The sequence below is a fragment of the Arsenicicoccus bolidensis DSM 15745 genome (assembly GCF_000426385.1).
Taxonomy (GTDB): domain Bacteria; phylum Actinomycetota; class Actinomycetes; order Actinomycetales; family Dermatophilaceae; genus Arsenicicoccus; species Arsenicicoccus bolidensis.
Map to the genome: position 1 here is coordinate 40556 of NZ_AUFG01000025.1, position 15393 is coordinate 55948.

Below are 15393 nucleotides of genomic sequence, written 5' to 3' on the forward strand. Positions count from 1 at the left end.
GACTACTCGCGGACGGCGCCCTCGAGCATCCCGGCGATGAAGTGGCGTTGCAGGAAGAGGTAGGCGATGACCACCGGCAGCGCGACGAGCACGGCACCGGCGGCGAGCAGGGTGAAGCCCTGGGTGTACTGGCCCTGGAAGAACGCGAGGCCGAGCGGCGCGGTGCGCAGCCCGTCGTCGGTGACCATGACCAGCGGGATGAGGAACTCGTTCCACGTCCACATGAAGCTGAGGACGAGCAGGGTGGTGATGGCGGGTCGGGCCAGGGGCACGAGGACCTGCCACAGGATCCGCCAGGTCGAGGCGCCGTCGAGGCGCGCGGCCTCCACGATGGAGCGGCTCGAGGAGCGGAAGTAGGTGCGCAGCCAGAAGGTCCCGAAGGCCACCGACTGCGCGATCTGCGGCAGCACGATCGCCCAGATCGTGTCGGTCAGGCCCAGGCTGCGCAGGTCGAAGTAGAGCGGGACCACGATCGCCTCGGCGGGCATCATGATGCCGAGCAGGAAGACGTAGAAGAGCACCGTCGACCCGCGGAACCGCATGGCGCCCAGGGCATAGCCGGACATGATCGACAGCAGCGTGGCCACCACCACGACGATCAGCGAGACCAGCAGCGAGGTGCGCATGTATGTCGCGAAGTGCCCCACGTCCCAGGCGGTGACGAAGTTGGCGGGCCCGCCGGGAGCGCCCTCGTCATGGCCGAACGCCGCCACGACGATGGTGAGGATGGGATAGAGGGCGAACAGCGAGAACAGCCCCAGGATGACGTAGTTGGCGATCTGCTCGCCGCGGGAGATCCTCATGCGTCACCTCGCTCGACGAGACGGGTGATCAGGAACGAGATGACGAAGATGACGATCGTCAGGCTCACCCCGATCGCGCTGGCGAGGCCGACCTGCCCCAGCTCGAAGGCCTGGTGGTAGACCTCGTAGGACGGGACGCTGGTCTGGTTGCCGGGGCCGCCCTTGGTGGTGACGTAGACGAGGTCGAAGGTCTTGAGGGCCGCGATGACCGTGAGCGTCAGCGCGACCGAGATCTCGCCGCGCACGGCGGGCAGGGTGATCGAGAAGAACTCGCGGACCGGGCCGGCGCCGTCGAGGCGGGCGGCCTCGTAGAGCTCCTTGTCGATCTGGCCCATCCCCGCGAGCATCAGCACGGTGACCAGGCCGGTCTCGAACCACGTGCCCACGAAGCCCACCGCGGGCAGCGCCAGGGCGTAGTCGCCGAGCCAGGCCCGGGTCAGGCCGTCCAGGCCGACCGCCTGCAGCAGCGCGTTCAGCGTTCCGTCGGGGGCGTAGATGCGTCGCCACGCCACGGCCACGACGACCATCGCGACGACCTGCGGCAGGAACACGACCGTGCGGAAGAACCCGAGGCCACGGACCTTGGCGCGGTTGAGGATCGCCGCGAGCAGCAGCCCGACGGCGAGCGGGACCACCGCGAAGAAGAGCATGAGCACCAGGGCGTGCGTGAACGCCGCGCGCAGCCCCTCGTCCTGGACGACCTTGACGTAGTTGTCGAGCCCGACCCACGTGCCGAGCGTCAGCCCGTCCCAGTCGTAGAAGGAGATCTGGATCGATCGCACCAACGGGTAGAGCAGGAACGCGGCGTACACCAGCAACCCGGGGGCGACATACGCCCAGGCGATCGCCCGCGGCTCTCCCGGCGGTCCACCGGACCGTCGGGAGAGCCTGCGGGACGAGGAGCTCGAGGCCATCGATCAGCCCTTGGAGGTGAAGTCCGAGTAGTCCTTCTGGAGCTTCTCGAGGGTCTGGTCGGGGGTGGCCTTCTTGGCGAGCATGTCTTGGAGCGCGGCGCCGATGGTGTCGCTCATCGTGGGCGTCGCCCAGTCGAGGTAGGGCAGCAGGCCGTCGTTCTTGGTCGTCGTGTCGAAGGCCGTGAAGACCTGCTGGCCGAGGGCGTTGGGGGCCTTCTGGGCCGCCGTGTCCACGACCGGCAGGTTCTCGGTCTCGGCGATGACCTTCATCGCCTCGGGGGTGGTGATGTGGTTGATGAACGCCGCTGCGGCGTCGGGGTTCTTGGCCTTGTTGGTGATCGCGAAGGGCTGGCCCGAGGCGCCGGTGGTGTAGGTCGTCCCGCCGGCCTGCGCGGGCGGCGGCAGCATGAACTCGACCTTGTCGCCCATGGCCTTGGAGATGTCGGCCTGCAGCCAGGTGCCGGCGATCAGGTAGGCGCCCTGCCCCTTGGTGAAGGCCTGCCAGGCCGGGTCGTAGCCCTGGCCGTTGAAGCCCTGGTTGAGGTAGCCCTTGTCGACCCAGTCGACCAGGGTCGACGCGGCCTTCTTGTTGCCGTCGGAGGTCCACGAGGCGCCGGCGTTGCCGAAGCCGAGCTTGCGGATCTCGTCGGCCTTGACGTTCTGCCCCTGCACGACGCCGAAGACGTGCACGGCCGGCCACTTGTCGAGGTTGCCCAGCATCAGCGGCACCTCGCCCTTGCCCTTGAGCGTTGCCAGCGAGGACTCGAAGCCCGCCCAGTCGGTGGGCTTCTGGACGCCGGCCTTGGCGAGCTTGTCCTTGTTGACGTAGACGCCGACGACCTCGCCGACCTGCGGCAGGCCGTAGAGGTTGCCGGAGCCGAAGGTCTTGGCGTCCGGCGAGTAGGAGACGACCGAGCGCAGCGACTGGCTGTAGCGCTTGTCCCAGCCGTAGGCCTTCATCCACGGGTCGAGCGGGATCAGCTGACCCGCCTTGACGAACTGGCCCATCTGCGAGCGCGTGTTGTTGGCCTGCACGATGTCGGGGGCGTCGTTGCCGGACAGGGCCAGGCGCAGCGTCTTGGACAGGTCGTCGAACGACCGGGAGACGCGCTTGATCTTGATGTTGGGGTACTTCGCCTGGAAGCTCGCGACGTTCTTGGTCATCTGGGCGTTGCCGCCGCCGCGGACCTCCTGGTCCCACACCGTGAGGGTGACGTCGCCGAGCTGGGCGGCGTCGGTCTTGACCGCGCGCTCGGTGCTCTGGGACGACTCCGTGCTCCCGCCGGAGCCGGACGAGCCCGGTGCGCAGGCCGCGAGGGCCGTCCCGGCGACCGCGACCACGGCCGCACATGCCTTGCGATTCATGCTGACTCCTTCGAGAGGGCCGCGGTCACACGTCGGACCGTCGGGCAATGGTGGCAGCCGCCCGACGGACCGCGCTCGGCGGGACGTCGGGGACCAGGTCGTCCAGGAACGAGTATCGACGCAGCACGGCCTTGTGCAGCGCCGTGGGCGACGGGGACTGGCGCTGGGCGTGCCACCAGTCCGCGATGTCGCCCCACCCGGGGGCGGCGAGGGAGCCGCCGAACTGCTGGACCGCGAGCGCGGAGCACAGGGCGGCGAAGGCGAGGCGGTCGTCGAGACGCCAGCCGGCGAGGGTGCCGAGGGACAGGGCCGCGCAGAAGACGTCCCCGGCGCCCGTCGGGTCGATGGACTCGACCCGCAGGGCGGGGACCGTGGCCTCCTCCCCGGTGGAGCCGTCGATGGCGAGCGCGCCGTGGGCGCCGTTGGTGACGACGGCCAGCGGCACCCGGTCGGCCAGGGCGTAGAGCGCGTCGTAGGGGGTGTCCGTGCGGGTGTAGGCCATCGCCTCGACGACGTTGGGCGTGAACGCGTGGCAGCGGTCGAGGGGGTCCAGGACCCTGGGGTCCCAGGCGCCGGTGCCGTCGAAGCCGACGTCGGCGAAGAGCAGCGACCCCTGCTCGCGGGCCTTGTCGATCCACAGCAGCTCGTCCGGGTCGTCGGCCGAGGGCAGGTCGAACAGCACGGACCGGCTGCGGGGCGGGGTGCCGATGAGGTCGTTGGCCGACATGGGGGCGTCGTGGCCGTGGGTGATCATGCGCCGGTCGCCCTCGTGCGAGACCGAGACCGTCACCGGGGTGTGCCAGTGCGCGAACCGGCGGGACCGGCTGAGGTCGACCCCCTCCTGGTCCTGCAGCGTGCTCCACAGGAAGTCGCCGTAGGCGTCGTCGCCGAAGGCCGCCGACAGGCCCGTCCGCAGCCCGAGGCGGGCGCTCGCCACCGCCAGGTTGGCCGACCCGCCGGGGCACGAGCCCATCCCGTCGGCCCAAATCTCCTCGCCCCCGGCGGGGATGCGGCTGAGCCCGCTGAAGATGATGTCGAGGAAGACCATCCCGTGCAGCATGACGTCGATCGCGGGCTCGCCCGGATGGCGGACGTCCGCGAGCGGGTCGAAGGACGTGCCGGTGGGACCGGTCTGGCCAGTCACGTGTCTGCCTCGCTGTCTGCCTCGCGTCGCTGAGAGGACCAATCGGACGATGGGTCACATGATCGTCCGGGGTGGGCGGGGAATGCAAGCAAGAACGCGCACTCGTTGCACGATCGTGCTCGCGATTGCGTGGTTGTGAGCGCTAGTCTGGGCGGGTGAAGCAGCTGCGCCAGGCCGCCCTGATGCGCCACCTGCGCGCCCACGGCCTGACCACCGTCGACGACCTCGCGTCGCGGGCGGGCGCGAGCCACGCCACGGTCCGTCGCGACCTGGCCGAGCTCGAGCGTGAGGGGCGGCTCGTCCGCGTCCACGGCGGGGCGCAGCTGCCCCCCGACGACCAGGCGCGCGACGAGCCCGTGCCCTTCGAGCGGGTGGCGACCCATGAGCTCCGGCCCAAGCACGCCATCGCGCGGCGCGCGGCGCGGCTGGTGTCCGACGGCGACGTCGTGCTCCTCGACATCGGGACGACCACGATGCTGCTGGCCCGCGAGCTGCGCGGCCGCCGCATCACCGTCATCACGAGCTCGCTCGCCGTCCTCGACGAGCTGCGGCACGACCGCACCGTCGAGCTCGTGCTCCTGGGCGGCACCGTGCGGCGGACCTATCACTCGCTGGTCGGCGTCCTGACCGAGGACGCGCTGCGCCAGGTCCGGGCCACCACGGCCTTCCTCGGCACGAGCGGCATCACGGCCGACGGCGACGTCCTCGACACCACCCTCGTCGAGGTCCCGGTCAAGCGGGCCATGATGCGTTGCGCCGACCGCGTCGTGCTGCTCGCCGACCACGGCAAGCTGCCCGGCCACGGCACCCTGCGCGTGTGCGGGGCGGACGGCATACACACCCTGGTGACGGACGACAAGGCCGACCCGCAGGTGCTCGCCACCCTCGCGGAGCTCGGCACGGAGGTGATCACGGCATGAGACTGACCATCCTGGGCGGTGGGGGATTTCGCGTCCCCCTGGTCTATGGCGCGCTGCTCGGCGACCGGCATGAGCGCCGCGTCGACGAGCTGGTGCTGCACGACGTCGACGCCGGCCGGCTCGGGGTGATCGAGCGGGTGCTGCGGCAGATGGCGGCGGGTCGTCCCGACGCGCCGACGGTCACCGCGACCACCTCGCTGGACGAGGCGCTGGAGGGCACGGACTTCGTGTTCTCCGCGATCCGCGTCGGCGGGCTCGAGGGACGCACCTGCGACGAACGGGTGGCGCTGGACCTCGGCGTGCTCGGGCAGGAGACCACCGGGCCGGGCGGGCTCGCCTACGGGCTGCGGACGCTCCCGGTGGCGCTCGACATCGCCTCCCGGGTGGCGCGGCTGGCGCCGGACGCGTGGTTCATCAACTTCACCAACCCCGCCGGCATGATCACGCAGGCCATGCAGACCGTCCTCGGCGACCGGGTGATGGGCATCTGCGACTCGCCGCTCGGGCTGGGGCGACGTGCTGCCCACGCGCTCGGGCTGCCCGGCGACGCAACGCGATTCGGCTACTCCGGGCTGAATCACTGTGGCTGGCTGCAGACCCTGGTGCACGACGGGCGAGATGTGCTGCCCTCCTTGCTCGCCCAGCCCGAGCTGCTGCTGTCGACCGAGGAGGGGCGACTCTTCGGCCCCGAGTGGCTGCAGGCGATCGGCGCCATCCCCAACGAGTACCTCTACTACTACTACTTCACCCGCGAGGCGGTCGCCGGGATCCGTGGGTCGGCCGAGACGCGCGGCGAGTACCTCCTGCGCTCGCAGGCGGACTTCTATCGCGCCGTGGGGGACTCGCCGGAGCAGGCGCACGAGCTGTGGGTGCGGACGCGCCGCGAGCGGGACGAGACCTACATGGCCGAGGCGCGCGAGGAGGGCGAGGAGCGTGACGCCACCGACGTGGCGGGCGGGGGCTACGAGGGCGTGGCGCTGGCGCTGATGGCCGCGATCGCCCGCAACGAGCGCGCGTCCATGCTGCTCAACGTGCGCAACGGCACCGCCCTGCCCGGGCTGCCGGCCGACGCGGTCGTCGAGGTGCCCTGCATCGTGGACTCGTCCGGGCCGCAGCCGCTCTCGGCCGTGCCCCTCACGGGGCACCCGCTGGGGCTCGTGCAGCAGGTCAAGGCGGTGGAGTCGCTGACGATCCGGGCGGCGCAGGAGGGCTCGGAGTCGTTGGCGCTGCAGGCCTTTGCGCTGCACCCGCTGGTCGACTCGGTCGTGACGGCGCGCCTGCTGCTCACGGGCTATCGCGAGCGGATCCCGGCGCTGGACGCCGTCTTCCGCTGACCTCCCCGACAGCCCCCGCATCTCCCCTCCCCGATAGCCCCACGATCGTGAGTGTTTGGTCCAAGAACCTTGGAGGAAACACTCACATTGACGGGGCTCTGGGGGCTCTGGGGGCTCTGGGGGCTCTGGGGCTTTGTGGCTGATCAGGTCGTGGACCGTATGACGAGCCGCGGGGGCACGACGACCGACGCCTCGCCGGCCGACCGCCCCTCGGCGCGGGACAGCGCCAGCCGCAGCGCCTCCTCGGCCAGGCGTGCCGGCTCCTGCGACACCGTGGTGACGTCGATGCTCGACAGCGCCCCCAACCGCGTGTCGTCGTAGCCCGCCACCGCCAGCCCCTCCGGCACCGCCACCCCGGCCGACCGCAGCGTCAGCAGCAGCCCGGTCGCGATCAAGTCGTTGTGGGCGAGCACCGCCGACGGGGGTGTGTGGCGTGCCAGCAGCGTGGTCGCCGCTCGCACACCGGAGTCCTCGCTGGGATCCCCTGGCAGCACGTCGATCTCGCGCTCGAGCCCGTGCGCGCGCATCGCCCGGCGATAGCCCTCGCACCGCGTCGCACCCATCGCGGCGTCCCCGCCGTCGACGAAGCTGATCGTGCGGTGACCCCGCTCGAGCAGGTGACCCACGAGCAGCGCCATACCGGCGTCGTCGTCCGCCCGCACCGTGTCGACCCCGGGCGCCGTGAGGTCGGAGCCGACCAGGACGGTCGACTGCCGGGACCCGAGGTCGGCCAGGGTGGCCGCGTCGACGTCGGGGCTGACCAGGATCACCGCGTCGCACCGCTCGTGGCGGAGGCTGTCGACCGCGGCGGCGACGTCACGACCGGGCGTCGTCGCGCTGAGGACGAGGTCGAGGTCCTGGCCGGCTGCGGCGTCATACAGGCTCTCGACCAGGGCCGCGTGAAAGGTCTGGTGCAGCCCGAAGGTCACCCCGACCACCCGGCTGCGCCGCTCGCGCAGCCCACGGGCGCGCCGATCCGGCTGGTAGCCAAGGCGATCCGCCGCCGCCAGGACCAGGCTGCGGGTCGCGTCGGACACGCCCGGCTCCCCGCGCAGGGCCACGGAGACGGAGGAGACGGAGATCCCCGCCTCGCGGGCGACGTCGACGATGGTCACGCGTCCGGCTGCCACAAGCCCTCCTCATCATGTCCTGACAATCTGTTGACAGGCCTGTGGTGGGGGCCTAGCGTTGACTCTACCGGAACGTTCCGGTTCGGTGAATCGACCGGCCGCAGATGCAGAGAGGCATCACCATGACCGACCGCACGAAGCCCCTGTCCGTCGCCGTCATCGGCGCAGGGATGGCCGGGCGCAGCCACGCCAACGGCTGGCGCATGGCCACCACGATGTTCGACCTCGAAGGGTTGCCGCCGGTGCGGCTCGCCGCCATCGCCGACGCCAACCTCCCGCTCGCCGAGGACTGCGCGCGGCGCTACGGCTACGACAAGGCCGTGGGCAGCTGGCAGGAGATCGTCGACGACCCCGACATCGACATCGTCTCGATCGTCGTCGGCAACGACCTGCACCGCCCGATCGCCGAGGCCCTGGTGCGCGCCGGCAAGCACGTGTTCTGCGAGAAGCCGCTGGCCGGCACGCTCGAGGACGGGCGCGCCATGGCCGAGCTCGAGCAGGGCGCCGCGCGCGAGGCGGGCGTCGTGACCGGCGTCGGCTTCACCTATCGCCGCAACCCCGCCATGGCCCGCGTCGCCCAGCACGTCGCGGACGACGACCTGGGGCCGCTGTCGCTGGTCGAGGGTCGCTACGACTGCGACTACGCGTGCGACCCGAGCGGTCCCCTGACCTGGCGCTTCACCGGTCCGCTGGGCAGCGGGGCCCTCGCGGACGTCGGGGCCCACCTGATCGACCTCGCCGAATTCGTCTGCGGGCCCATCGAGTCCGTCGCCGGCGGCACCCTGTCGACCCTCGTCACCGAGCGCCCCAAGCCGCTCGGCTTCGTCGTCGGCCACGGCGCCGCGCCGGTCTCGGACGAGACGGGCGAGGTCACCAACGAGGACACCGCGACGTTCACGGCGCGCTTCGCGAACGGCGTGGCCGCGACGCTCGCCTGCTCGCGCACGGCGTTCGGGATGCCCAACGGCCTGCGGCTCGAGGTCTACGGCCTGCAGGGGCGCGCGGCGGTCGACTGGCACCGCCCCGCCGAGTACACCTACGACGACGAGCAGCCCGACGCCACCACCCGCGGCGAGCGCCGCATCATCGCCGGCCCCCACCTGCCCTACTTCAACGGCGGCTACCCGATGCAGGCCGCCGGCAACGGGGGCGGCAACGCCGAGATGTTCGCCTATGAGTGCCGGGCCTTCCTCGACCAGGTGGCGGGCCTGGACCACGGCACGCCGCCCAACGCGTCGTTCACCGACGCCTACCGCACGATGCTCGTCGTCGACGCCGTCGTGCGGTCCCACCAGTCCGGCGGCGCCTCCGTCGCCGTCCCCGCCCCCGAAAGCGAGCTCTGACCATGAAGTTCGGCGCCTACACCGCCTGCCTGGCCGACCAGTCCCTCCCCGAGATGCTCGACACGCTGCGCGGTCTCGGACTGACGTCGGTCGAGGTCAACTCCGGCGGCTTCATCCCCGCCCCGCACATCCACGTCGACGGGCTGCTCGCCTCGGCCTCGGCCCGCGAGGACTACCTCGGGGTGTATGCCGACAAGGGCATGGAGCTCACCGCCCTCAACTGCAACGGGAACCCGTTGTCCCCCAACGCGTCCGACGGCCCCAAGCACGCGTCGGACGTGCGCCGGTCGATCGAGCTGGCCGCGGCGCTGGGCGTCAAGCACGTGATCACGATGTCCGGCCTGCCCGGCGCGGAGCCCGGCGCGACGCTCCCCACCTGGGTCGTCAACGCCTGGCACGGCCAGGACCAGCAGATCCTCGCCCACCAGTGGCCGATCGCCGTGGAGTTCTGGAAGGAGATCGACCAGCTCGCCCGCGACCACGACGTGCGCGTCGCCCTCGAGCTGCACCCGCGCAACCTGGTCTTCAACACCACGACCTACCAGCGGCTGCTGGACGAGACCGGCGCCACGAACGTCGGTGTGGAGATGGACACCTCGCACCTGATGTGGCAGCAGATGGACGTCCCCACGGTGGTCCGCACGCTCGGCGACCGCATCTTCTTCGCCGCCGCCAAGGACGTCGCGCTGTTCGACGGCGTCAAGACCAAGGGCGTGCTCGACGTCGACTTCGGCGTCGTCCCGCCCGAGGCGGAGGGCAAGGTGCCCGTCGGCTACCACCACTGGTGCGCCTCCTGGCCGCAGGACCCCGCGTGGCGGTTCGTGGCGGTCGGCGTCGGTCACGACGTGGACTACTGGGTCGAGGTGCTGCGCGCGCTCAAGGAGGTGGACGAGGACATGGTGATCAACATCGAGCACGAGGACGCCGCCATGTCGACGATGGACGGCCTGCGTATGGCGGCCTCCACCCTCCTCGAGGCCGCCGCCCGCGCCTGAGCTCGCCCCACCCGTCCCACCAGGATCGTGAGTGTTTTCTCCAACATTCTTGGACCAAACCCTCACGATCGTGGGGTGGGGTGCCCGCCGCCCGTGCGGCGCCGACGAGGGGACGCGTATGTCGCGCTGCACGGCGTGTCGCGCGAGTTCGTGACCCCTCGACGACGGGCAGGGCGCGGCGACCGCCGTCAGAGCAGGGCGAGCTGCACCGCGCTGACGGCCACGAACGCGGTCACGATCCGCGCGAACCACACCTGGTCGATGCGCGCCACGACCCGGCGCCCGGCCCAGGCGCCCAGCAGCACCACGGGCGCGAGCAGCGGCAGCAGGACGAGGCCCCGCCCGGTCACCAGCCCCAGCCCCACCATGAACGGCAGCTTGACGAGGTTGACCGCGAGGAAGAACCACGCGGTGGTGCCGAGGAACGTCCACTTCTCGTAGTTCTCGCGCAGGAGATAGAGATTCATGGCGGGCCCGCCGGCGTTGGCCACCATCGTCGTGAAGCCGGCGAGGGCGCCATACGCGCGACCGGCAGCACGAGAACCCTTGCCCGACACGGGTCGTCGCGTCGTCCACAGCTGAATTCCCAGCAGCACCAGCAGGATCACCCCGATCGTGCGCCGCAGGACCAGGTCGTCCACGAGCGCCAGGAAGGCGACGCCGAGCCCCACACCGAGCAGCACCGGCAGGACGAGACGCAGCAGCAGCGCCCGATCGACCGTGTGCCGGTAGGCCCGCGTGGCCACCAGGTCACCGACGAGCAGGAGCAGCAGGAGCGTCCCGGTCGACTCCTTCGCCGGCAGCGCGAGCGCGAACAGCCCGACCGCCACCATCGCGGCGCCGCCGATCGCCGTCTTGGAGAAGCCGACGACGAGGGCACCGGCCGCCAGCAGCGACCACGCGAGGAGGCTGAGCTCCGGCATACGACGTCCTGCTCCGGTCAGAGGTGGTGGCGCTGGGCCTTCTTCTCCTCGGCGTACTCGGCGTAGGCCTGCTGCGTGGACTCCAGCTCGGACACCTCCGAGACCGGCACGTCCCACCAGGCGTGCCCGGGCGGGTTGGGGCCGTAGAGGTTGGTCTCGATGTAGAGCACGACCGGCCCGTCCGCCGCGGCGGCCGTGGCGTAGCTGGCCCGGAACTGCTCGATCCCGTTGCAGCGCAGCACGTCCGCGCCCCAGGAGGCGGCGTTGGCGGCGAGGTCGAAGGGCACCTTCTCGCCGTCGAGGCGCCCGGAGTCGCGGTTGCGCATGCGGTACTTCGTGCCGAAGCGCTGCGACCCGCGCGACTCCGAGAGCGCACCGATCGACGCGAAGCCGTGGTTCTGCAGGAGCACGACGATGACCTTGAGCCCCTCCGAGACGATGGTCGCGAGCTCCATCGGCATCATCTGGTAGGTCCCGTCGCCGACGATCGCCACCACCTGCCGGTCCTCGTGGCCGTCGCTGTCGAGCGCGAGCCGCACGCCCATGGCCGCCGGGATCTCGTAGCCCATGCAGGAGTAGGCGTACTCCAAGTGGTACTGCTCGGGGGTCTTCGCCCGCCACAGGGCCTGCAGGTCACCGGGCATCGAGCCGGCCGCGTTGATCACGACGTCGCGCTCGCCCATGAGCTCGTTGAGCGCGCCGAACACCTCGGTCTGCGCCGGTAGCGGCTGGTGGTCGCGGTGGTAGCACTCGTCGATGACCTGGTCCCACTCGGCCCACAGGTCGGCGGCGCGCTGCAGGTATGCCGGATCGGTGGTCCAGCCCTCGAGGGCTCCCTGGAGCGCGGTCAGCGTCTCGCGCGCGTCCGCCACCACCATCGTCGCGCTGTGCTTGGCGGCGTCGAAGGCCATGACGTTGACGTTGATGAATCGCACGTCGTCCGCGGCGAACACGGTGTGCGACGCCGTCGTGAAGTCGCTGTAGCGCGTCCCCACCCCGATCACCAGGTCGGCCTCGCGGGCGAGGGTGTTGGCGGCACTGTTTCCCGTGGAACCAACGCCGCCGACGGACAGCGGGTGGTCCCAGTTGATGGCGCCCTTGCCGGCCTGCGTGTCGGCGACGGGGATGCCGGTCGCGGTGGCGAACGCCCGCAGCACCTCGCTCGCCCCGCTGTAGATCGCGCCACCGCCGGCCACCAGCAGCGGGCGCTTCGACGCCTTGATGGCCTCGACCGCGCGCTGCAGGGCGGCGGGCTCGGGCACGGGACGCGCGACGTGCCACACGCGCTTGGCGAAGAGCTCGACCGGCCACTCGAAGGCCTCGGCCTGGACGTCCTGCGGCAGGCAGATCGTCACCGCGCCCGTCTCGGCGGGGTCGGTGAGCACGCGCATGGCGGCGAGCAGGCTCGGGATGAGCTGCTCGGGCCGGTTGATGCGATCCCAGAAGCGGCTGACCGGCTTGAACGCGTCGTTGACCGACACGTCCAGGCTGCGCGGGTCCTCGAGCTGCTGCAGCACCGGGTCCGGATAGCGGGTCGCGAACTGGTCGGACGGCAGCAGCAGCACGGGCAGCCGGTTGGTCGTGGCCAGGGCCGCGCCGGTGACCATGTTGGTCGCGCCGGGGCCGATGGAGGTCGTGACCGCGAGCGTCTGCAGCCGGTCCTTGGTCTTGGCGTATGCCGTGGCCGCGTGGACGGCACCCTGCTCGTTGCGGGCCAGGTAGTACGGCAGGTGCTGGGTCGCCTGCGCGGACTCGGAGCCCGCGCGCTCGCTCTCGGCGGTCGCGGCCACGTCGTCCTGCAGCAGCGCCTGGCCCACCCCCGCCACGTTGCCGTGGCCGAAGATGCCGAAGCAGCCGGCGATCAACCGCTGCTCCTGGCCGTCACGCTCGGACCACTGGTTGGCCAGGAAGCGCACCACCGCCTGGGCCACGGTCAGCCGCACGGTGGGTGCTCCGGCATACGGGTAGGTCGAGGTCATCGACGTCCTCCTCGGTCTGGTCGCGTCAGGGTGCCGGGACGAGGATGTCACGCACGACCTGGTCGAGCTCCTCGTCGGCGGCGAGGAACTGGCGCAGCGTCTTGCGGGTGGCGCCGAAGGTGTCGAACTCGTCGGGCGTCATGCCGTCGACGTCGTAGGCCCGGCGAAACTCCGGGATCTTGGCATAGAGCTCGTCGACGATCGCCTGGTCGACGGGGGCGCTCATGCGCTCGGGCAGCTCCTCGCCGCCGTCGACGATCTGCTTCTGCCACTTGAACGGTGGGGAGATCACGACGTCCCCACCGACGAACTCCGACAGCTGCTTGGTGTTGCGGAAGGCCGCGGACAGCAGGCGGGCTCGCAGGCCGCGCTCCTGGAAGATGCCGTAGGCCTTCTTGAACGCCGCGACGCCCGCCCACTCGAGGTGCTCGGGGTCGATGTCGATGCCGTCGGCCTCGACGCACTCCTTGAGCCAGTCGTCGAGGCGGCCGCACATGATCGTGACGACGGGGCCCATCCCCTCGATGCTCCTGCCCTCCGCCTCGCGGCGCTTCAGCCCGCGCTCGATGGCCTCCCCGGCGGCGACGGCCTGCGGCACCGTGAAGGACACCGTCACGTTGATGTTGACCCCGCGGTAGGTCGCCTCCTCGATCGCCTCGATGCCGCGACGCGTGGCGGGGATCTTGACGATGATGTTGTCGGCCAGCCCGTTGAAGTACTCCGCCTGGTCGGCGAGCTTGGCGGCGCTGCGGGCGAGGCGCGGGTCGGTCTGCATCGAGAGGCGGCCGTTGCGGCCGGCATACTTCGCGAACGCCGGCTCCAGCAGCCTCGCGGCGTCGATCGACAGCTCCTCGACCACCTTCCACCCGATCTCGGACTCGGTGGCCTCGGGCATCTCGGTGTCGAGCTCCTTGATGCGGGCGCTCCAGCGGGGCAGGTCCGCCTTGATGCAGGTGACGGCGATGACGGGGTTGCACGTGGCACCGACCGCGCCGTACTCGATCGACTGCTTGAGCTCGACGGGATCGGCGGAGTCGTTCCACAGCACGGTGGTCGGGTTGGCCTCCACCATCGAGTTCAGGTTGGTGCTCATCAGATGCCTCCAGTGCACGTCGGCGTGCGGGTGGGTCGCGGTCGGTCGCGGGGTACTGCCATTCAAACGGCGTCGTGACCCCATGTCAACCTATTGTCCTTACATTTACGCCATCGCGTCTGGGTGAGGATCGGACCCGGCGTCGCGGCGAGATCGGATACTGTGCACGGGTGCCCACGCCGCTGCCCGTCACGCTGGACCGGGCGGCCTCGACCCCGCTCTACGACCAGCTCGCGGCCCAGCTGCGCGCGGCGATCGACGACGGCGTCCTGCAGCCCGGCGACTCCTTCGAGAACGAGCTGTCCCTCGCCGCCCGCCTCCAGGTCTCTCGGCCGACCGTCCGCAAGGCCATCGCCCAGCTCGTCGCCGACGGCCTGCTCGTGCGCCACCGCGGCATCGGCACCCGCGTCGCCTCCCCGGTCGTGCACCAGCGCGACGACCTCACCCCCTTGTATGACGAGCTGGACCGCACGGGCCGCCGCCCCCAGACGCAGGTGGTCCGCCTCGTGCCCGCCCGCCGCAACAAGGTCGCCGCCACGGCGCTGGGGCTCGAGCCACGCGTGCCGCTCGTCTATCTCGAGCGGGTGCGCTGGTCCGACGGCCGCCCCCTCGTGGTGCTGCGGTCGTGGCTGCCGCCGCAGTTCGCGACGCTGACGGCGGCCGAACTGAGCGAGCACGGGCTCTACGAGCTGCTGGGCCGCCGGGGCGTGGTCGCGGACGTGGCTCGCCAGCGCCTCGGGGCCCGCATGGCCACCCTCACCGAACGACGCCAGCTGCAGCTCACGCGCGCCGACGCCGTGCTGACGGTGCTGTGGCAGTCCTACGCCGCCGACGGCACCCCGATCGAGTACGGCGACCACGCGTACCGGGGCGACCAGTACGTCGTGGACAACACCCTCCGCAACCCCTGACGACGCGGCGACGCCCGCCGACTGGTCACTTCCCGACCACCGCCGACTGGTCACTTCCCGACGACCGGGGACGTCCCTCACTGACCAGTCGGCAAGATGGGTGCGAGCGGGGACAACGAGAGGCCCGGCGCCATGACCCCGATCGGGGTGGCGCCGGGCCTCTCGGCATACGGCTGGTGAATCAGCCTGGGTTGGTCACATCAGCCTGGCGAACGAAGGCCGGTCGATGCCTCTACCCCCGGTAAAGGCATCAGCCTGGCGAACGAAGGCCGGTCGATGCCTCTACCCCCGGTAAAGGCATCAGCCTGGCGAACGAAGGCCGGTCGATGCCTCTACCCCCAGTAGGTCACTTGGCGGCGACGACGTCCAGCTTGACGTTGGCCGTGACGTCCGCGTGCAGACGCACGGTCGCCTCGTAGGCGCCGAGGGTGCGGATCGCGCCCTTGACCTCGAGCTTGCGACGGTCGACCTTGGGGCCACCGGCGGAGACGATCGCCTCGACGATCTGCGCGGTGTGGACCGAGCCGTAGAGGCGGCCG

Annotated in this window: 14 protein-coding genes; 5 read left to right on the forward strand and 9 right to left on the reverse strand. The window is 71.1% G+C overall.

From position 1 onward, the window contains the following. Positions 1–2: 2 nt before the first annotated feature. The 4 genes from K313_RS0113415 to K313_RS0113430 are packed head-to-tail and all read right to left on the reverse strand — an operon-like array spanning position 3 to position 4226. A complete protein-coding gene (locus K313_RS0113415) occupies positions 3–803 on the reverse strand; it encodes a carbohydrate ABC transporter permease (protein WP_029212031.1) in 801 nt (266 codons plus the stop codon). Further along, positions 800–1717: a carbohydrate ABC transporter permease gene (locus K313_RS0113420; protein ID WP_029212032.1), complete on the reverse strand. Its 918-nt coding sequence runs from the start codon at positions 1715–1717 to the stop codon at positions 800–802. The genes K313_RS0113415 and K313_RS0113420 overlap by 4 nt, the downstream gene beginning before the upstream one ends. A 3-nt stretch (positions 1718–1720) precedes the next feature. Further along, positions 1721–3082: an extracellular solute-binding protein gene (locus K313_RS0113425; RefSeq protein WP_029212033.1), complete on the reverse strand. Its 1362-nt coding sequence runs from the start codon at positions 3080–3082 to the stop codon at positions 1721–1723. Positions 3083–3107: 25 nt separating this feature from the next. Continuing rightward, complete coding sequence (locus K313_RS0113430) at positions 3108–4226, reverse strand: carbohydrate kinase family protein (protein ID WP_029212034.1); 1119 nt, start codon at positions 4224–4226, stop codon at positions 3108–3110. Positions 4227–4381: 155 nt separating this feature from the next. Here K313_RS0113430 and K313_RS0113435 point away from each other — a divergent pair, with 155 nt between their 5' ends. Continuing rightward, positions 4382–5146, forward strand: a complete 765-nt coding sequence (locus tag K313_RS0113435) for a DeoR/GlpR family DNA-binding transcription regulator (RefSeq protein WP_029212035.1) — start codon at positions 4382–4384, stop codon at positions 5144–5146. Then, on the forward strand, positions 5143–6480 hold the full coding sequence (locus K313_RS0113440) for a 6-phospho-beta-glucosidase (protein WP_029212036.1): 1338 nt from the start codon (positions 5143–5145) through the stop codon (positions 6478–6480). Before K313_RS0113435 ends, K313_RS0113440 begins: the two co-directional genes overlap by 4 nt. 143 nt (positions 6481–6623) lie before the next feature. Here the strand turns inward: K313_RS0113440 and K313_RS0113445 are convergent, their stop codons facing one another. Beyond that, a complete protein-coding gene (locus K313_RS0113445; protein ID WP_029212037.1) occupies positions 6624–7610 on the reverse strand; it encodes a LacI family DNA-binding transcriptional regulator in 987 nt (328 codons plus the stop codon). A gap of 122 nt (positions 7611–7732) precedes the next feature. Here K313_RS0113445 and K313_RS0113450 point away from each other — a divergent pair, with 122 nt between their 5' ends. Beyond that, a complete protein-coding gene (locus K313_RS0113450) occupies positions 7733–8953 on the forward strand; it encodes a Gfo/Idh/MocA family protein (RefSeq protein WP_029212038.1) in 1221 nt (406 codons plus the stop codon). 2 nt (positions 8954–8955) lie between these two features. After that, complete coding sequence (locus K313_RS0113455) at positions 8956–9948, forward strand: sugar phosphate isomerase/epimerase family protein (protein WP_205621869.1); 993 nt, start codon at positions 8956–8958, stop codon at positions 9946–9948. 188 nt (positions 9949–10136) lie between these two features. On the opposite strand, the gene K313_RS0113460 is transcribed toward K313_RS0113455, so the two are convergent. Genes K313_RS0113460 through K313_RS0113470 form a run of 3 tightly spaced genes read right to left on the reverse strand, consistent with a single transcriptional unit; the run spans position 10137 to position 13943 of the window. Beyond that, complete coding sequence (locus K313_RS0113460) at positions 10137–10871, reverse strand: sulfite exporter TauE/SafE family protein (RefSeq protein WP_029212040.1); 735 nt, start codon at positions 10869–10871, stop codon at positions 10137–10139. A gap of 17 nt (positions 10872–10888) precedes the next feature. Beyond that, positions 10889–12850 carry a 3D-(3,5/4)-trihydroxycyclohexane-1,2-dione acylhydrolase (decyclizing) gene (gene iolD, locus K313_RS0113465; protein WP_029212041.1) on the reverse strand — a complete coding sequence of 654 codons (1962 nt, stop codon included), beginning with the start codon at positions 12848–12850 and terminating at the stop codon, positions 10889–10891. 25 nt (positions 12851–12875) lie between these two features. Next, on the reverse strand, positions 12876–13943 hold the full coding sequence (locus tag K313_RS0113470; protein WP_019286878.1) for a transaldolase family protein: 1068 nt from the start codon (positions 13941–13943) through the stop codon (positions 12876–12878). A gap of 170 nt (positions 13944–14113) precedes the next feature. On the opposite strand from K313_RS0113470, the gene K313_RS0113475 reads away from it, so the two are divergent. Then, complete coding sequence (locus K313_RS0113475; RefSeq protein WP_029212042.1) at positions 14114–14854, forward strand: GntR family transcriptional regulator; 741 nt, start codon at positions 14114–14116, stop codon at positions 14852–14854. Between the two features lie 346 nt (positions 14855–15200). On the opposite strand, the gene K313_RS0113480 is transcribed toward K313_RS0113475, so the two are convergent. After that, on the reverse strand, positions 15201–15393 hold a 193-nt coding region (locus K313_RS0113480), incomplete at its 5' end, for a 50S ribosomal L9 C-terminal domain-containing protein (RefSeq protein WP_029212043.1).